The 18,061-nt window shown below is 43.1% G+C and carries 12 protein-coding genes; 6 read left to right on the forward strand and 6 right to left on the reverse strand.

The annotated features are described in order from the left end of the window. Positions 1–17: 17 nt before the first annotated feature. On the reverse strand, positions 18–1,466 hold the full coding sequence (gene focA, locus Q8W40_RS09025) for a formate transporter FocA (RefSeq protein WP_305396845.1): 1,449 nt from the start codon (positions 1,464–1,466) through the stop codon (positions 18–20). A gap of 252 nt (positions 1,467–1,718) precedes the next feature. On the opposite strand from focA, the gene Q8W40_RS09030 reads away from it, so the two are divergent. Then, the gene (locus Q8W40_RS09030; protein ID WP_305396846.1) at positions 1,719–2,624 is read left to right on the forward strand and encodes a LysR substrate-binding domain-containing protein; all 906 of its coding nucleotides are present in this window, start codon (positions 1,719–1,721) and stop codon (positions 2,622–2,624) included. Between the two features lie 310 nt (positions 2,625–2,934). Continuing rightward, the gene (locus Q8W40_RS09035; protein ID WP_305396847.1) at positions 2,935–3,405 is read left to right on the forward strand and encodes a DUF1097 domain-containing protein; all 471 of its coding nucleotides are present in this window, start codon (positions 2,935–2,937) and stop codon (positions 3,403–3,405) included. On the opposite strand, the gene Q8W40_RS09040 is transcribed toward Q8W40_RS09035, so the two are convergent. After that, positions 3,402–5,036, reverse strand: a complete 1,635-nt coding sequence (locus Q8W40_RS09040; protein ID WP_305396848.1) for an ATP-dependent endonuclease — start codon at positions 5,034–5,036, stop codon at positions 3,402–3,404. The genes Q8W40_RS09035 and Q8W40_RS09040 overlap by 4 nt on opposite strands. 180 nt (positions 5,037–5,216) lie before the next feature. Here Q8W40_RS09040 and Q8W40_RS09045 point away from each other — a divergent pair, with 180 nt between their 5' ends. Then, positions 5,217–6,914, forward strand: a complete 1,698-nt coding sequence (locus Q8W40_RS09045; protein ID WP_305396849.1) for a bifunctional metallophosphatase/5'-nucleotidase — start codon at positions 5,217–5,219, stop codon at positions 6,912–6,914. A 380-nt stretch (positions 6,915–7,294) separates the two neighbouring features. Here the strand turns inward: Q8W40_RS09045 and Q8W40_RS09050 are convergent, their stop codons facing one another. The 4 genes from Q8W40_RS09050 to Q8W40_RS09065 all read right to left on the reverse strand — a co-directional run bounded on the left by Q8W40_RS09050 (position 7,295) and on the right by Q8W40_RS09065 (position 13,093). Next, the gene (locus Q8W40_RS09050) at positions 7,295–8,953 is read right to left on the reverse strand and encodes an ABC-ATPase domain-containing protein (RefSeq protein WP_305396850.1); all 1,659 of its coding nucleotides are present in this window, start codon (positions 8,951–8,953) and stop codon (positions 7,295–7,297) included. Between the two features lie 106 nt (positions 8,954–9,059). After that, positions 9,060–10,967: a bifunctional diguanylate cyclase/phosphodiesterase gene (locus Q8W40_RS09055; RefSeq protein ID WP_305396851.1), complete on the reverse strand. Its 1,908-nt coding sequence runs from the start codon at positions 10,965–10,967 to the stop codon at positions 9,060–9,062. A gap of 296 nt (positions 10,968–11,263) precedes the next feature. After that, complete coding sequence (gene fabV, locus Q8W40_RS09060; RefSeq protein WP_305396852.1) at positions 11,264–12,394, reverse strand: enoyl-ACP reductase FabV; 1,131 nt, start codon at positions 12,392–12,394, stop codon at positions 11,264–11,266. Between the two features lie 78 nt (positions 12,395–12,472). Continuing rightward, complete coding sequence (locus Q8W40_RS09065; RefSeq protein ID WP_305396853.1) at positions 12,473–13,093, reverse strand: arylesterase; 621 nt, start codon at positions 13,091–13,093, stop codon at positions 12,473–12,475. Here Q8W40_RS09065 and Q8W40_RS09070 point away from each other — a divergent pair. The 3 genes from Q8W40_RS09070 (at position 13,092) to Q8W40_RS09080 (ending at position 17,986) form a co-directional block, all read left to right on the forward strand. After that, a complete protein-coding gene (locus Q8W40_RS09070) occupies positions 13,092–13,766 on the forward strand; it encodes an ABC transporter ATP-binding protein (RefSeq protein ID WP_305396854.1) in 675 nt (224 codons plus the stop codon). The genes Q8W40_RS09065 and Q8W40_RS09070 overlap by 2 nt on opposite strands. Then, positions 13,766–16,237: an ABC transporter permease gene (locus Q8W40_RS09075; RefSeq protein ID WP_305396855.1), complete on the forward strand. Its 2,472-nt coding sequence runs from the start codon at positions 13,766–13,768 to the stop codon at positions 16,235–16,237. The genes Q8W40_RS09070 and Q8W40_RS09075 overlap by 1 nt, the downstream gene beginning before the upstream one ends. A gap of 288 nt (positions 16,238–16,525) precedes the next feature. Further along, complete coding sequence (locus Q8W40_RS09080) at positions 16,526–17,986, forward strand: NAD(P)-binding protein (protein ID WP_305396856.1); 1,461 nt, start codon at positions 16,526–16,528, stop codon at positions 17,984–17,986. The last annotated feature ends 75 nt before the right edge of the window (positions 17,987–18,061 follow it).

The raw sequence follows: 18,061 nt of genomic DNA on the forward strand, positions 1-18,061 counted from the left end.
TCTGAGCGGATCATAATTTAAGCAATTTCTAAGCGTGATTCTTGCGTTTCCTCTCGCTCACCGTAAACCGTTCTAAGAGCTTGCATGACGTCCATCCGTGTAACGGTACCTATGAATTTATCGCCTTCAAGAATAGGGTAGCACTTAGGCTTGTTCACTTTCATCGCTTTTGCACGCTCTTCCAATGAAAGACTGCTGAAGCTGGTAGCAATACCCATACTCGTCGTCGGATAAAGCTGATTTTTATCAATACAAACGTACTCTGCTACGTTAATAAGCGAATCACTTGCGTCTAATGCGAGTACGTCTCTCGTCATCAAATCCACAACCTTTTGATCTTTCGCTGGAATGTAGTCTTGGCACCATAAATCAACCAATACATCGTGTATTGAAAAATAGCCTACGAGCCTTTCATTTTTATCAGTAACAGCAGCGCCTTGAAGACCAGAATCAAGCAGTATATCGACAGCGTCTGCTGTTGGCATATCCGCTGGAAGCGAAATAGAAGGAAGGGTAATGAGTTCTTTTACTGTTACGTTACTGTTCATAGTGGAATCCTTAAGCGAAGACGTTGTTTGTGTTGTTGTAATGGGATGAATTTGGGCGGCTTTTAGCTGTGGTCTTGTGTAAATAGACCAATTTGTAAGCCCGACAAGTACCGCTCCTCCGACAATGTTGCCAAGAGTGACGGGAATTAGGTTTGCAGTGATGAATTGAGCCCAATTCAAATCGGCGTAATGTCCTGGTGTAACACCTACTTGAGTCCAAAACTCCGGCGAAGCGAATGCTTTAATAGCCATACCAAGTGGCACCATAAACATGTTGGCTACGCTATGCTCAAACCCGCTGCTAACAAACATGGCAACAGGAAGAACGAGCATGGCTGCTTTGGTTGCCGCATTAGTCGCGCAAAATGAAAGCCAAATAGCCAAGCAAACTAAAAGATTACAAAGAACACCGAGAGAGAAAGCTTGTAGCGGTGTATGGTGAACTTTGTGTTGAGCAATATTCAGCGCATTAAGTCCCCATTGACCGTGATCGAGCTGATATAAACCAGCGGCAGCAACCAATCCGAGTAAAAACATCGCGCCAAGAAAATTGCCGATGTAAACCTTGCCCCAAGTCGCAAGCATTTTACTTACTGATATTTGCTTGTTCGCTAATGCAATGGCAGATAGTACCGAGCTGGTAAACAGTTCGCCTCCACCAAGTACAATGAGTATTAAACCGAGGCTGAATGCGATTCCGCCTGCTAGCCTGCTCAACCCCCAAGCAGCGCCTTCGCTGCCCGTTGTCACCGTTATATAAAATAGAAAAGCCAGCCCGATGAAAGCGCCTGCCATCATGGCAAGATAAATCGTTGTGCTAGTGGATTTAGCCGTTTTGTTTAGGGCGTATTTTTCCGCTTCTCCCATCATTTCTGGTGGAGTATTTATGGGTTTGTTTAAAGAGTTAGGTGCATGCATATTTGCTCCTTAGACTCGTGTTCATGGCGTGTTCTCCTATATGGCTTCATGCGGTCATTGCATGGCTCACATCCAGAATAGGGAGATTGGTTAGCAGATAAAAATTGATAATTTTCAAGATCCTTATCAGTTTTATTGATAAGAGTTTAGATGCATGTAAAATGACCAAAAAGAAGAAACCCCAGTGCCCTCTAGTTCTGAATACTTTCTATTGAGGTCATATGGGGTGATAAGAATTTCAAAAGGAAATTTATGCGTTACTCACTAAAACAGTTGGCAGTCTTTGATGCAGTAGCAGACACCGGAAGTGTTAGCCAAGCTGCAGATCATCTTTCATTAACCCAATCCGCAACAAGCATGTCTCTAGCTCAACTTGAAAAAATGCTCGGTCGTCCTTTGTTTGAGAGACAAGGTAAAAGAATGATGCTGACGCATTGGGGAACTTGGCTTCGACCTAAAGCAAAAAAGCTTTTACAAGATGCACAACAGATAGAACTGGGCTTTTTTGACCAGCATTTATTAAGTGGTGAGATTCGTTTGTGTGCGAGTCAAACACCTGCGGAACATTTAGTCCCAGACCTTATCAGTATTATTGATAACGACTTCCCTGAGATGCGAATATCACTCAAAGTAAAAAGTACACGTAGTGTTATTGAAGGTGTGTTGGATTACAAATACGACTTAGGCGTGATAGAAGGGCGCTGCGACGACAATAGAATCCATCAAGAAGTTTGGTGCCGAGACCACTTGACCGTTGTAGCTGCAGCCCATCACCCCTTTGCTCAACGAGATAGAGTCAGCCTGGCACAACTTGAACAGGCGAAATGGGTTCTGCGAGAGCATGGGTCGGGCACTCGAAAAGTTTTTGATAGTAACATTCACAATTTAATTGCCGATTTAGACGTATGGCGTGAATACGAACACGTACCTGTATTGCGAAGCATGGTGGCAAACGGTCCTTACCTCACTTGTCTTCCTTATCTAGACGTTGAGCGGTTCATAGAATCCGGTCAATTGGTCGCGCTCAATGTACCTGAACTCAAGATGGAAAGAACACTGTCCTTTGTTTGGCGGGCAGACATGGTTGAAAACCCACTTCTGGATTGTATTAAGAGAGAAGGTCTTCGCATGATGAAGAATAAACCTTCATTTTTGTAGTGACGATACTTCAATGGCAACGGGGTAAGTTAGCGTTGAAAAAGGAAACGCTATATTGGGTATATTGATAAAGCGACCCGAGCGGTCGTTTTTCTAACTCTAATGCAGCTTCGTGGTTTACCGCCGGTGTTGTACACCGCAAAGCCGATTTCCATATAGGTTCACATGATAGCCGTCATCAATAAAATCGATTGCATTAACATTTCTATGTAATACACACCTCCCCGCTATATATAAATGTGAGTTGGATCGTATTCGATATTGCTCGGTTTATATAACATCTCTTTTTGACTGCAATACAGGTTTTTCAATGAGTGTTCTATTCGCCATTGCACTTACAACTGGCATTCTTTCTGGTATCTGGGGTTGGCTATCTGTCGCTTTAGGTTTACTAAGTTGGGCTGGTTTTCTTGGCTGTACGAGTTACTTTGCTTCCCCACAAGACGGTGCAAAAGGTCTTGGTGCTTCTCTTCTTACTAATTTATCTGGCGTATTCTGGGCGATGGTAATTATCACCTTATCAGACTATCTGAGCTTAGAAATTACTGGTTACGCTGTCACGTCAATTGTTGCATTTTTTATGTGTATACAAGCTAAGAAAAGCTGGTTTGGCTATATTCCGGGCACGTTCATTGGTTGCTGTGCAACTTTCGCGGCAAATGGTAACTGGCAACTCGTTGTGCCATCACTCTTGTTGGGGGGAGTATTCGGTTATTTAATGAAAGCGAGCGGAGAGCGACTTCACCAATACCTAAACCTGACCAAGCAAGACGCCCACTAGCGATTACCGTTTGCTAATGAAACCACTCGTTTTAGGGTCCAACGAATCAGTAATGGGACTTTATCCGTGCCGTTATCTTCGCAGTAACTGACAATGGCGAGCGCCAAATCGGGTTTAGCGTATTTTTTAAGAGCACGCGCGATGACTTTTTTGGCTGGAATCTGATGATCCATCGGGATTTTTACAAGGGAACGAAAAAAGGGTTCGAACCCATTGGCGTAGAGGAAATGCTCGATGTCTCTGTCGGGAAGCTCGGTTAAGCGGTGACGCTCTTGCTCGTGGTTGAGTAAGCTGCGTACTGATGCCGAATATTTTTTGCCAGCGGCATCGCCATCAGTAACGACATGCCAATCAATATTGAACGATTGCGCGACTTTCACTAAAGATTTCAAACCAGACTGCGCGAACTCAATAATTTGCACGCCTTCGGCGGCTAAGTTGTAATCCAGAAGTCGTGCTAATTCGTTGAAAAGCCAAACCTCCGTTTCTCCTTCAACCAAAAGCCAACACCGAGCAAATAAAGCACTGGAGCGGTGAAAGCGTATATGGAATCCGATTTTTCGTAGTTCGTCCGCGGTTAGCTTTTTGTTCGAAATTGAATGCGCAACTGTTCGGTCGGAATGTCGAGTCAAGCGCCTAATCGTACTTAAAGGCACAGCGCTTAGAAGGTCACCACTATTTGTTGTGATGATCTTTTGCATTGGCAGTAGTTGAAAGATACTCCAAGCACGTATCAAGTGGGTAGGGTGTAGACGTCCTTCCGGATCTTCAATAATCAGTATGGGGCGAGCGCAACGCCTTAAATCAGCCGGACCTTTTGCTTGTAGATACGCACTCAGTAGACCCATAAGTAGCAAGCGCGTCTGTTTGTTATTGGTTTTATCTGCCAACTCCATAAGCGCATTTTTGTCGTTTTGGCTGGTACTCCCAAAGAAAATTCTATCGCGCTGTCGCCTTGGATTCCCGCGGGTCTGCCCACGGACGTTAAAATAATGTTCAACAAGGTTTTGCATGGAATTTAAACTACTGCGCATTTCCCCTTTATTCACATGCCCAGGCATAGCTAATAAGCGTCTTGAGGTATTTTCAATCCGCTTTTCTGCTCGGGAGTTGATTTCATTTTGAGTGTTATTCGTGATTTGTCGTCTTGCGTCCTTCAAACGTATAACTGGGTGAAGAGCCATCAATTCTTGAGCAAGTTTATAGGCATGGTGTAAATGCAGTTGATTGCCAGATGCGTCTAAGAACATATAGTTGGTGGTGATTTTAAAGAGATCTCGTGTGGCGCTTAATCGATATATTATTCGCTTAGTGCCTTCGTCATCAGTTATCCATACCGGTTTTATTTTACGATATCGTCCAGCTTGTTCTTCACCAGTAAAACTGGCTTTCCAACTCAACACAATTTGCAGGTGTTGGGTCTGTTGCTCTGCAATTGAGTAGTCAACATGGAAATCCTGCATAACAAATTCATAAGGTACACAGTCACTAGGTAGTGCGATAGAGAGTGCGTCAAGGAGCGAGGATTTACCCCAAGTATTTTCCCCAACAAGCGTTGTGAGCTCATCAAACGTCAGGGATAAACGCTTAATCCCGCGAAAACCAGCTATCTCTATTCTTTCTAACTGCATACATACCAAAAGGTCTTCTTGAACTATGTTTTAAGCTTATACCATTTCGTTAAGCTTAAGCGGTGATAGGATCACAGTATTTAATAAACAAACACTTAGCGCCAACTTATCTATGATTCATTAATATGTCATTCACATGGGGCTATGATAGAATGTCAAAAAGGTCAGTAAGATAAAACAATGAAAAATCAAAATAAAAAAGCGTCGATCACGATTGCACACATCAACGATACACACTCTTATTTCGAACCCAGTACCATTCAACTTCACTTAAACATCAGCGGCAGGCAAGTTTCCCCTTTCATCAGTGTTGGCGGCTTTGCTCGTATTTCAAACCGGTTACAACAAATTAGAAAAACAGCGCTCGAAAGTGATCGCCGTTTCTTGTTTTTGCATGCCGGTGATTGCTTTCAGGGCACACTTTACTTTTCTTTGTTTAAAGGAAGAGCCAATGCAGAAATGCTTAGTGCCTTGGAGCCAGACGCAATGGTGGTAGGGAATCACGAATTAGATATGGGAAATGAGCCAGTTGCTGATTTTCTCGACAATATCAATTTTCCTATGATTGCGAGTAATTGGGATTTATCCGCCGAGTGCAATAAACCTAATCAATTAAGTACTAAACAAAACCTTCATTCGTACAACAAAGCCAAAAAACAAGGCAGCTGGTTAACGTTTGACGCCCACGGTGAACAAATTGCCGTATTCAGTTTATCTCTCGATAAAATGGCAGACATTTCGAATCCAGATCCAGATACCCCGTTTTTGAATGCAAAGATGGTTGCCGAGCAAACGATTGATGCGATTCGCGAGTCGGGGATCAATAAAATAATCCTATTAAGCCATTTAGGGTATGAGGACGATAAACAGTTGGCAGAAGATGTTGACGGGATCAGCTTGATAATTGGTGGTCATTCACATGTGTTGCAAGGAGATTTCACTGATATAGGTCTTACTAAGCACGATGACTACGGGCTACTAATCAAGAACACAAGAATTGTACAAGCTGGGTGTTACGCTCAATTTATGGGGCACTGTGAAATCGATTTTAATGAAGATGGCACAATTGCCCGGTTTGAAGGAAAGAATGAACTTCTTGTTGGGCGCAGGTTAGCAATGGATGCCAGCTTAGACGAACTTGTCGACGATTCTGTGTACGACAGAACTCAAGCGGTAATTTATACCCACCCGAACGTTATTCGCTGTACGAAAGATCAAGCGGTGAAATCAATTCTTGACGACAAATATCGCCCACAAGTAAACGAGATTAGAGCGAGAGTGATTGGAGAAGCGTCAAAAGTTTATCGCCACGTCCGAATCCCCGATGAAGATGGCCCCAGCGAGCTAGCGCCAATAGTTTGTCGTTCTTTCTATGCCGTGATGAATAACGACGGCCATAATGTCGAGTTTGCAATTCACAATGCTGGTGGAGTCAGAAATTCACTTCCAAGCGGCAAAATTACCGTGGATGAAGTGGCAGGAAAATTGTTGCCGTTTGCCATACCTGTGGGCTATTACGACATAAAAGGTAAGTATCTCAAAGAGATGCTTGAAGGTGCCATCAATAACGCACTGAGTAATGGCGTGATTGGCACAGGATCGGGTAGTTACCCATACACACATAACCTGTGTTTTGAATACGATGCGGATGCGCCAATGGGACACCGTATTACTAACCTAATGATTGGTCATGCTCAGGGTTGGAAAAACGTCGAAGATGAAATAATTTATCGAGGTTGTTCAACTGCTTACACTATGAAAGGTAAGGAAGGTTACGACGCTATTCTTAAGATGGAAGATCAAGGATTCGTGTCAACTCACTCTATGGCTGATTGCCTGATCGACCTCGTTCAATCTGACCCAACAATATTTATTTGATCACAAATTGAACAGTTGGTCTGTATTTTGCTTCTATCAATGCGAGAGATGATTCACTGCCGGCTACGAGTTAGCCATGAGCATCACTTATTTTATGCATTGGGAGAGTACCATATGTGGAGTAGAGACTGGCTAGACACCGTAATGGTGTGTGTATGGATTTTTGCTTGGTCTGCATTGGTCTATTTTATCCCGCTTACTGGGATGTAGTTGAGTATCGATATCAAAATAATGCGATAAAGATACAATTTAGGAGCCATATGGCTCCTTTGTTTTTGGCTACGATAAAGACAAGCTAAGTGATACTCAAACAGACCGATTAAGGCTGTTTGAGTATACACTCCTTATCTGTAACCTGTTTAAAGTGAGAGTAACTTTGGTTACTTTGCGGCTTTAAACTGAGACTGCCTCATACGATTCAATGCTGCCATGACGTCAATCACTCGTGGTTTTGCCAAATCACCGTGTTTTGGCATAGCATCAAACCAATTATCTTCCTTAATCATGTTTGCTAGATCTTTTGCTGGATACTTTGACCAGCTTGGAAGTTGAGCGAATTGAAACCACACCCATCCAATAGCGTTAATCTGACTTTCAGACTCAATTTGTTCAAGCGCTTGTAGATCTACTTGTTCTTTACCAAACCTTAAACGCGCCTTTCCTTTCGAACCAACACGGAACTTACCTTCAGCCAAAATACCTTGCAGTGATTTTGAATTAAATGAGCGTTCAGAGAACGTAGCGAGCGCCTCAGTAGCTTCTTGAATGCGCTGTGTCGGATGTAGTTTGATCACTTCTTTAGCTTTTTCAGTTACATCGACTGCTTGGTAGTCGTGCATTTGAATGACGGTATCGGCAACGTCTAGGTAATCTCCGGAGCCACCCATTACGATCAAAGTGGATATCTCGAGCTCATCACGGATCTGACCAATACGATCCACCAACGGAGTGATGGGTTCTTCCCCTTTACTAACAAGCGCTTGCATGCGTTCATCACGGATCATGAAGTTAGTTGCCGACGTATCTTCATCAATCAGTAGACCAGTTGCGCCAGATTCGATGGACTCTTGAAGCCAAGCTGCCTGAGAAGTAGAACCAGACGCATCTTGAGTAGAAAACTCTTCCGTACTACGACCTTGCGGTAGGTGATTAATGTAATTAGATAAGTTTAAGTTGTGTACGCAACGACCATCTTCGGCACGTATTTTCATTGCGTTTTCATCCGCGACAACATACTCACGTCCATCGCCGGGGATGTGGTCGTAAATAGAACGTTCGACCGCGTTCAATAGGGTAGACTTTCCGTGAAAACCACCACCAACAACGAGAGTGATGCCTTTTGGAATACCCATGCCTTTTATCTTTCCGGAATTTGGCGTATCTAACTCAATGGTGAGCGATTCTGGAGAGGAGAATTCAACCGCGTCTTGCATCGGTAAATCACTGTTACCCGCTTTACGAGGTAATACGCTGCCGTTACCGACAAAAGCCATCAGGTTGTGTTCAGAAAGTTGCTTTCTTAATGCAACTTGATCTTCGATGATTTCGCAGTGTTGCTTAAGGCGGTCAATGTCGAGCTCCCTGTGTAGGGTCGCTTTACGAATAAACTTAGGTAAGTAAAACGTAAGAATATTAATCGCTTTCTTGCCGAGAATTGTGCGTCCATCTGCTGGGAGATCAACTTTAAATCTAAGCTCTATGCCTTGCTCGGTAAAAACAACGGAAGTGTGGTCCAAAACCGTTTGACCCGTCGACGCGATAAATACGTTGTTTTCTTGTGCTGCGAAGTGCGCGAAAGAGCGAGCAATAAAATCTCTGGCAGCGCGTTGGAATGCCGGTGAGGTTTCTTTTAACCACTCTAAACCGGTTAAAGACCACTGGCGGAAAGCGCGCACTCGAGAAGCAGGAGCAAATGGGTCGGCTTGAGTGCTATCAATGAATAATTCAAAATCTCCGAAATCGTAACTGCCTTTAATTTTCTGGTAACTGCGGTAGTTTTGTTTTTCGATTGTTTTAAGTAATGCGATCAGTTGATCCATTCGAGAAGTCACTATTTAGATTGGAGTGGAGGGGATTATACCCAAACCATGTAAAGATGCGACCTGAAAGGTTGTGGCTAAGGAGATGACTGCCAAGTGGCGTTCTTTAGTGTCGCGCTGCAATGCGCTGACCATTGAATTTCTTGGTGATTAGGCTATTTTCAAACTCATGGGTATTCATGGGTTTGCCATATAGGTATCCCTGAACATAATCGCAGCCTTCATCAAGAATGAATTGTTCCTGGTCGTGGCTTTCCACACCTTCCATTACCACTTTCAGCTTGAGCTTCTTAGCCACATGAATAATAGAGCGGATGATTTCTTTATCTTGCTCACTACCGGAAATTTGATTGATAAAACTTTTATCGATTTTAATGCAGTCAAATGGGTATTTCTTGAGATAACTGAATGAAGAATATCCCGTACCAAAATCATCCAGTGACAACGTCACTCCTAGTCCGTGAAGTTTGCGAAGTGTTTGACCTGCGAGAAACTCATCGGCTATTAAGCTGGTCTCTGTCACTTCCAGCTCTAAGCATTTTGGATTAAGTTTATAATAATCAAGCAATTGCTCAATTTGTTCGACAAAGTTTGGATCTCGCAATTGAACCGCTGAAACATTAATGGCGACACGAAAATCCTTCATGTACTTCGTCCATTCAGCGGCACGTTGAATGGCACTTCTTAATACGTAATTGCCAACTTCAAAAATTAAGCCGTTCTTTTCCGCCAGCTGTATTAATGAATCGTTTGAGACTTGACCCAAAACTGGGTGGTTCCATCGAAGGAGGGCTTCTGCACCCAACCAATACCCATTCCTCGGCGATACCTTTGGTTGGAAGTAGAGCGTTAAATCATCGTTTCTCACCGCCTGCAGCAAGTAGCTTTCTAATTGGTTATTAGTTGGGGTTGTAATATTGGAATTGGCATAGAAAGCGTATTTTTTACCAGAATCTTTACAAGCAAGCATTGCTTCACCTGCGTGCTTAAGCATTAAGTTTGCGTTATCTGCATCGTATGAGGTGGCGACGCCAATGAATGCATGTAAATGAAGTGGCTGACCATTAATAAAAAATTCCGATTGACCTATATCCACTAAGCGTTGACAGAGCGATTCAAGGTTGTGTTGCGACTCTTCAATCTCAAGCGCGAAAACAAGGTCGATAGTGGAAGTGCGAGCTGTGATGCTATGTAATACATCGATGAAACCAACGCGTTTTCGATACTCTTTAAGCACAGTATCAAACACTTCATAACCATGCTTTGCTAATAATCGACGTCCGTTTGTAAAACCAACATGAACAAAGGCGAGGGTGCTGTCTGTTGATTTCATCTGACCAAGTAATGTCTGCGCCTCGTCAATCAAAGCAAGCCTATTGAGAAAGCCTGTGCCTAAGTCATGGGATTGTTGATACAGAACTTTTTGCTCTGCTGCTTTGCGGCGGTCAATCTCCGTCCCAAGTGAAAAATTTAAGCTGGCTAGATCTTGTGTACGGCTTTGAACTCGGTTTCGTAATTCTCTATTGGTTTGTTCCAATTGGTACTGTTGATAAATCAGGGCAAGTTGCGACTCTACTGATTCTCGAAATGAGTCGAGAAGTGACTTCATAGTGGGAGAAAAATGGTTCTCTTTATTATCAAGAATACAAATGGTGCCAAATGGATCACCATTCGGCCAATTTAATGGGATTCCGTGATAAGCGATCATGCCTAATTTAACATCGGGATTATTTGCCCATTTAGGGTCTTTCAATGCGTTTGGTACGGTGAGAGAACGTTGTTCTTCAATAACGGTCTCACAATATAGCTTGTCCTCTAAAGGTTCACATTCTGCTTCTTTATAGGGAGTATTGGCGGATTCTGAGGCTTTATAAACTTCGATAGAATGCCGATGCACTTGCATGATAAGTGCAGAGGGTACGTCGGATAACTCCGCAACCAAATTTACGATTTGTTGCCAGCTTTTTTGCATGTAAGCTGGAATTTCAATCTGACTAACGTCAATTTTTGACATGGAATCCTTTCCGTTTCCGAATTTTCTTCATCCTAACTACAATCATTATATGACGCAGGATTCAGGTCCAACGTATTAGATGACGGATTGTCGCAAAATAGAGTCAGTACGCCAATTTTTCATTGAGCTTTCAGCACAAAGCGGAAGTTTGGGATCAAGATCTGAGCATTTTGATTCAAATTATATGTGAGTTTAGGGTAAATCATGGGCTAAGGAAGTGAACAAGCCATTCCCGTTGCAATATGTGGAATGGCCTGTAAGAAATGAATACTGCTTTAAGGATCCTACTTAAAGCTCTAGTACCCATTTAGTTCTAGGAAATCGGACTTGAAGCCTGCGTAGTCTCCAACTTGCTTGAAATTGGTCGCGTTCATCTCATTGAGCAACTCTGATACCTTTCTTTGAGTATCGGTATCTAACTCGTACTCATCAAGCCTGATCAGGCGTTCAGGATCGACAAGAATTTTGTTTACATACAGTTTTTCCCTAAACAGTCGCTGCATTTGCTCTATACATCCTTCGTGTGTTTGCTTTTCTTTCATTACTTTGTAAAGCGCAATAATATAAGGGCTAAACGTTGGTATATAGACACTCGCTTTGGTAACCAAAGCCTTACAAACGCAAGCGTAGGCACCGCCTTGATATTGAGAAAGTTTAATATTGAGCGAATGGCTCGTCTGATGGAGATCGACTTTAGCGTGACCCAGTGTTCCATCGAGATAGATTGGGTGGGTGACTTCTGAGCCTACATAGGAAAACGCAACGGTTTTACACCCTGTCGCGATTGAGTCTGAATTAATTAGAGTATCAATCCAGCTTTCCCAATCTTCACCGCCCATCACACGAACTGTGGATTCGAGTTCTTCATTGCTTGCAGGCTCTACGGTATTTGCAACCCAAGAATCATCTTCTAGCAGTATTGAAGCACCTTGGACCGCTTCATTGAGTGGCTTTATTGACGAATACCAGAAACTGTCGTTGTCTTTGCGGCGTTTTGCTGCAGCAAGGCTATAAATAATGAGGTCGACTTCACCTTCAAAGTAAGTTTCGATCGCTTCTATAACCTGCTCCCGAATTTCCGAAGAAAAGGCATCACCCGCGATATTAACCGCTACGCGATCTTCTTTGTTTGCCTCTTGTTCAAAGTAAACGTTGTTATGCCAACCAGCACTTCCAGTGAAATTATCCGATGGTGCGTGTTCGTGCGAAACGCTAATGGTATTTGCTTTTGCACCACCGAAAGTCAGTGCAATCCTTGCGGCTAACCCCAAACCGGATGAGCCGCCCAAAATTAGTACACGTTTAGGCGTAGTATCTATTGGTAATGATTTTTTAACCGTTTCAATTTGCTTGCTTACGGCAGCTTGACAACCTTCGGGGTTTGCTGAGCGGGCAACGACACCTTCAATCACTGGCTTGTTCTGCATGTCTTGGTCCTAATTATTATCGTAACCGCATAACCTTACACCAATAATGGGTATATTCAATTGAGCTAGAACAGCAAACTATTCGTTTGTGGTTTCATTTTTTAGAAAAGGTGCAATTTCTTGTGCTACAAAGCCTGAAATCCATGGTTGTGCTTCTGGCTTAGGGTGTAAACCGTCACTCATCATCCACTCAGGCTTTAAGATAACTTGCTCTAAAAAGAATGGAAGCAAAGGAATTTTATACTCTAGAGCGAGGTCTTCATAAATAGCGGCAAACATATTGCTATAGCGCATGCCATAATTGGGTGGGACACGAATTTGCATTAGCAGTGCTTTAGCGCCAGATTGTTCACTGATTTCAATCAGCTCTCTTAGGTTTTTAGTGATCGTTTTAGGTGGGAATCCACGTAAACCATCATTAGCCCCGAGCTCTATCAAAACCCAATCTGGGGAGTGTGTGCCTAATAAACCCGATAGTTTGGCAAGTCCATTACCCGTTGTATCGCCAGAAACGCTGCTGTTCACGACAGTGACATTCAGATTGTGTTCACTCAACGAATGAGATAGTAGAGACGGCCAGCTTTGCTCTGCCTTCATTTGATAGCCAGCACTCAAGCTATCGCCCAAAATAAGTAAAGTTTGACTAAACGTCGTGTTAGAAAATAAAACACATAATAAGATCGAAAGGAAACGCAACATGCCATCATCCGTTATAAGAGCTGAATCAGTTTCTAAACAAGTTACTACTAATCAAGAACATTTAACAATCCTTGAAAACGTAAATTTGGAAATTAGCCGCGGCGAAAGCGTCGCCATAGTAGGCACATCTGGTGCAGGAAAGTCGACATTAATGACATTGCTCGCGGGTTTAGATACGCCATCTGAAGGGGAAATTACGCTACTTGATAAGCCTTTATCAAAACTCGACGATGAAGCTCGTGCCGCACTACGCAGCGAAACGGTCGGTTTTGTTTTTCAAAGCTTCCTTTTGATTCCAAGTCTAACGGCATTAGAAAATGTTACTTTACCCTGCCTTTTAAAAGGTGAAGATGAAGATACAGACCGAGCTCGCTCATTGTTAGAGTCTGTAGGGTTGAGCCATCGAGAGAATCATCTTCCCACTCAGCTTTCAGGTGGTGAACAACAACGCGTGGCTTTAGCTAGGGCCTTTATGATAAAACCGAAAATCCTGTTTGCCGATGAACCCACGGGAAACCTCGATCAACATACTGCTGCGAATATTATTGAGCGACTGTTTGAGATGAATAAGCAACACGGTACGACATTAGTGCTTGTTACACATGATCCTGAACTTGCAAAGCGTTGTGATAGAACGTTCCACATGCAAGCAGGTCACTTGGAGGTGGCATAATGGAAGAAGTGCAAACCCCAGTTGCCACGCCCAAGCTTAAAATGCCCAATCGACAACTATTTCGTTGGAGTATTAGAGAAATCAGACAAGGTCAACTTTGGCCTATTTCAGCTGCACTCACATTGATCATTGCCTGTATTTTTGCCCTTAGCGCACTGGCCGATAGAATGGAGCAGGTCATCGTTAAACAGGGAAAAGATGCTCTAACTGCTGACTCTGTGTTTGTATCTGCCAATCCAATTCCTGATCATTTGCTAGATCAAGTAGCCAAACAAAACCTACAGACAACCAATCTAACGCGATTTGCGACAATGGCATTTAGCGAAGAAGACATGCAATTGGTGACGGTTAAAGCAGTGGGAGATGAGTACCCTTTGCGTGGAGAACTGATCTTAACTGGCGATGAAGGTATTCGATCTACTGTCCGCCCTGGTGAGCTATGGATAGAACCGCGTGTGCAAGATCAGCTTGGTACTAAAGTGGGTGACGTTGTCACGATAGGGGATGCAGACCTAAAAGTTTCAGGCATCATAACTGAAGAGCCCGGTTTGTCTTTTAATCCGTTCCAGCAAATGCCTTCGGTGATGATCAACTCCGCCGACATTGATAAAACCGGCGCATTACAGGTTGGTAGCCGTGTTCAATTCCGGCTGTTTCTCAACGGCGACGCTGCTGCAATTCAAAAAATTGTTGATGATACAGAGTTAACTCCGAGTGATAGATGGCTGACAGAAAATACACAAAGCCGAACTTCTGACGTATTTACTCGAACCAAGCAATACCTTTCTCTAACCGTCGCAATAGTCATATTGATGGCCGCAACGACGCTCGTATTAACTTGCCAACATTATGTAGCCAACAGACGCCAGACTATTGCAATGTTAAAGAGTATTGGTGCAAGCAAAAACTGGATTGCGAGATGGCTGTGGGTTCAATTAGGTGTGTTGTTTGCCATTGGCATCACCTTCGGCATTGCCATTGGTATAGGCTTGGAAGTACTTCTCCGTTTACCGATGGGCGATCTACTCCCTGATCCATTACCTTCGTACGGATCGGCTCCTTATCTGTATTCTGTGGTGACATGTATTCTGATCAGCGTACCTGCACTTGGTATTCCGCTTTTACATTTACTCAATACTCCCGCGCTAAACGTGATACAGGAATCTACTAAGTCTATTAGTAAAAAATCGTTGTTATTGCTTTTAGTTCCTGTGATTCCAATGCTGATAGTCTACGGCGGCAACTTAATGGTGTGGATGGTGTTGGTTGGCATCGTTGTACTGTTTGTATTACTTGGAATAGTCAGTACGTTGATAACACGACTTGTCGCTAAGTTACCAATGAACACAACAATGAAGCTTGCTGTAAGCCGACTTAATCGTACCAGTGTGGCGAGTGGCGTTCAGTTTGCTGCATTGGCGTTGTCTCTGATGCTGCTTTCTATTATCTGGTTAGTAAGAACAGATTTACTTAGCGACTGGCAACAAACACTACCTGAAAACGCCCCTAATGTGTTTTCTTTAAACATCGCATCTACAGAAATTGACGATTATCTTGAAACTCTTGATGGTAACGTCCAAGAACGATCTGATGCATATCCAATAATACGCGGACGGGTAAGTACGATTAATAATGTGCTCGCAAAAGATTACGTATTGAGTAAAAAAGGCTCTGAAGAAGAGACAGATGCACTCAGCCGAGAGTTAAACTTTACGTGGGCAGATCAGATTCCTGCACATAATGAGTTATTGGAAGGAAGCTGGGTCGGTAAAGGCTCTGTTTCGGTCGAACAAGAGGTCATGACAGAGCTGGGGCTTGAGATTGGAGATACACTCAGTTTTGTGATTAATGGTGTAACGGTTGAAGCCAAGGTCGATTCTGTTCGTTTCGTAGAGTGGCGAGAGATGAAACCGAACTTTTACTTTATATTTTCACCGGACGTTTTGGCGAGTATCCCATCAACTTATCTGGTTAGTTTCAGAATTGAGGAAGAAAATAAACCTTTCTTAACGACGTTATCTCGCTCATTCCCAACGGTTAGCGTGATGGATATCAGTACAATGGGCGCTAAAATTCAGGAGCTTTTGAGCCAAATAGTATGGGCAATTACTGTTTTAGCTGGCCTTGGCGTACTAGCTGGATTGATGCTTATCTTTACACTTCTGAGACTGAGTCTTTCACAGCGACAACAAGAAATTCGATTGTATCGAACACTGGGAGCTTCAAAGAAACGAATTTCAAATACCCTGTGGTGTGAATTTGGTTTGATGGCGGTTACAGCTGGTGTGATCGCAAGCTTTGGCGCTGAAGCAAGTGTCGCAAGCCTGATGAAGTGGGGCTTTGAATTAACACCTAATGCACATCCATGGCTATGGGTTCTCTTACCATTGCTCAGTTTTTTGACGTTAGGATTGGTTCTTAACACTTTGATAAAGCGCTTGTTAATACCAGTGAATAAGGGCGCATATTAAAGCCTTGTGAATAACTCATGATGACTTATCCACAAAATCAGTGGATAAATAATTGGATAACTTTGGGCGAATAATCGGTACACATTCGCCCAAGCCAATGGCTAAGGAACTTCAACGCAATTTGTTATTCACAAATCCGAAATGTGTTTAATTTAAGGCAATTTCGTCAAGTTTTTTTTAAGTTTTTTTTGATCGTTCTTTATAACTAAAAGGTACAAGAAAAATGTGATTTTCTTCAAATGAATATCTGAGTAAAATACTTATGTACTTAAAAAACGTATTAAAGACATGACCCTCATAAAAAATAAAGAGCAGAAGACATTAAGTGTTGGAATCATTGGTGGTGGTATTGCAGGTTCTACCGCCGCCCTCAAATTTTCAGAGCTAGGTTTAGATGTAACTCTGTTTGAAAAACGCGACAGCTTAGTTAATGGTCCACCCATCTGCCACCTTCATGCCGGTGGTAACTTGTATCGTGAAATATCCGAGAAACAATGTGCAGAATTGCTTCGTCAATCTATCGATACGGTAAAGCTATTTCCTCATACTATTAACATCAGACCCACAGTAATAGTTACACCGACCACAGATGATGGAAGTGCAGGTGAGATTCTCACACGCCTTGATTTTCTTCAGAACTATTACCAATCATTAGTAGATGAGGATGAGTCGAATGCTGTTTTGGGGGATCCTCAAAACTATTACGTAACGTATGAAAAAGAGCAGCTAACGGCGCTACGTGAGAAAACGCAACCAGAGAAGCCTGCTACATTTGATGATTGGATGATTCCTTTTGCTCGGCATACCAACCTAGATAATATTAAGTACCCAGTCGTCGCCGTACAGGAATTTGGTTGGAGTGTTTTCAGGCTTTCTTCGACTCTCGACTTGGCGCTAGCAAGCAAAATCAACTGCGATTTGCGCATGGAGACTAAAGTTGAAAAGGTTGAAAAAAGCAATGGTGGATGGTGTATCACTCATTCTCGATTAAGCGAAGAAACTACCCAATATACTCAGGTAGATTACCTCATTAATGCAGGTGGCTTTGAAACGGGTATGGTCGACGACTGGACACAACGCCCAAAGCAAAGGTTCGTGGAATTTAAAGCCGCTTATGTTACGCGCTGGGAAGATTGCGATCAGCAATGGCCTGAAGTTATATTTCACGGGCAAAGAGGTACTCCAAACGGAATGGCACAGCTAACCCCTTATGCGGACGGCGTTTTTCAGCTACACGGGATGACGGAAGACATTACGCTATTTCATGATGGGCTAGTCACAAGCAATGACAAAAGCTCTCAGCCAGCATTACCCAACTACTTGTTTTCCAAAATCGAAGAAGGGTGGTCAGAGTCAGAACAATTGACGCGTACTAATCGCGCAATCGAGCATATTGCTCAGTTTATTCCCTCTTTTGCTAGTGCAGAAATGGCGAGCAAACCTCTATATGGTGCACAGCAAATACCAGGTGAAGATTCTACATTAAGAGCGTCTGACATTTCGGTAGAAGGGACTAACTATGCGCGTATGGAAATTGTGAAGGCTTCATCAGCGATAGAAGCATCGAATCAGATAGCCGCACACATGCACTCACAACAGATGATTTCAGAGAAGCAGCGTTTCCAATCCTACGAGCTTTTAAATGGCGTCCAAGAATCAGACGTTGTCGGAAGGGCGGTAGAGCTGGCGATACAAAGAGATTACCCAGAAGAGTTAGCACTTGTTGCTGGTGTATCTAAACCTATTTAACATCGCCTGAAAGTATCCGAAGTCTCGAGCGTAATAAAAAGCCCAGAAGACAATTCTGGGCTTTTTACATTGGTT

This window comes from Vibrio penaeicida, from assembly GCF_030689305.1.
Taxonomy (GTDB): domain Bacteria; phylum Pseudomonadota; class Gammaproteobacteria; order Enterobacterales; family Vibrionaceae; genus Vibrio; species Vibrio penaeicida_B.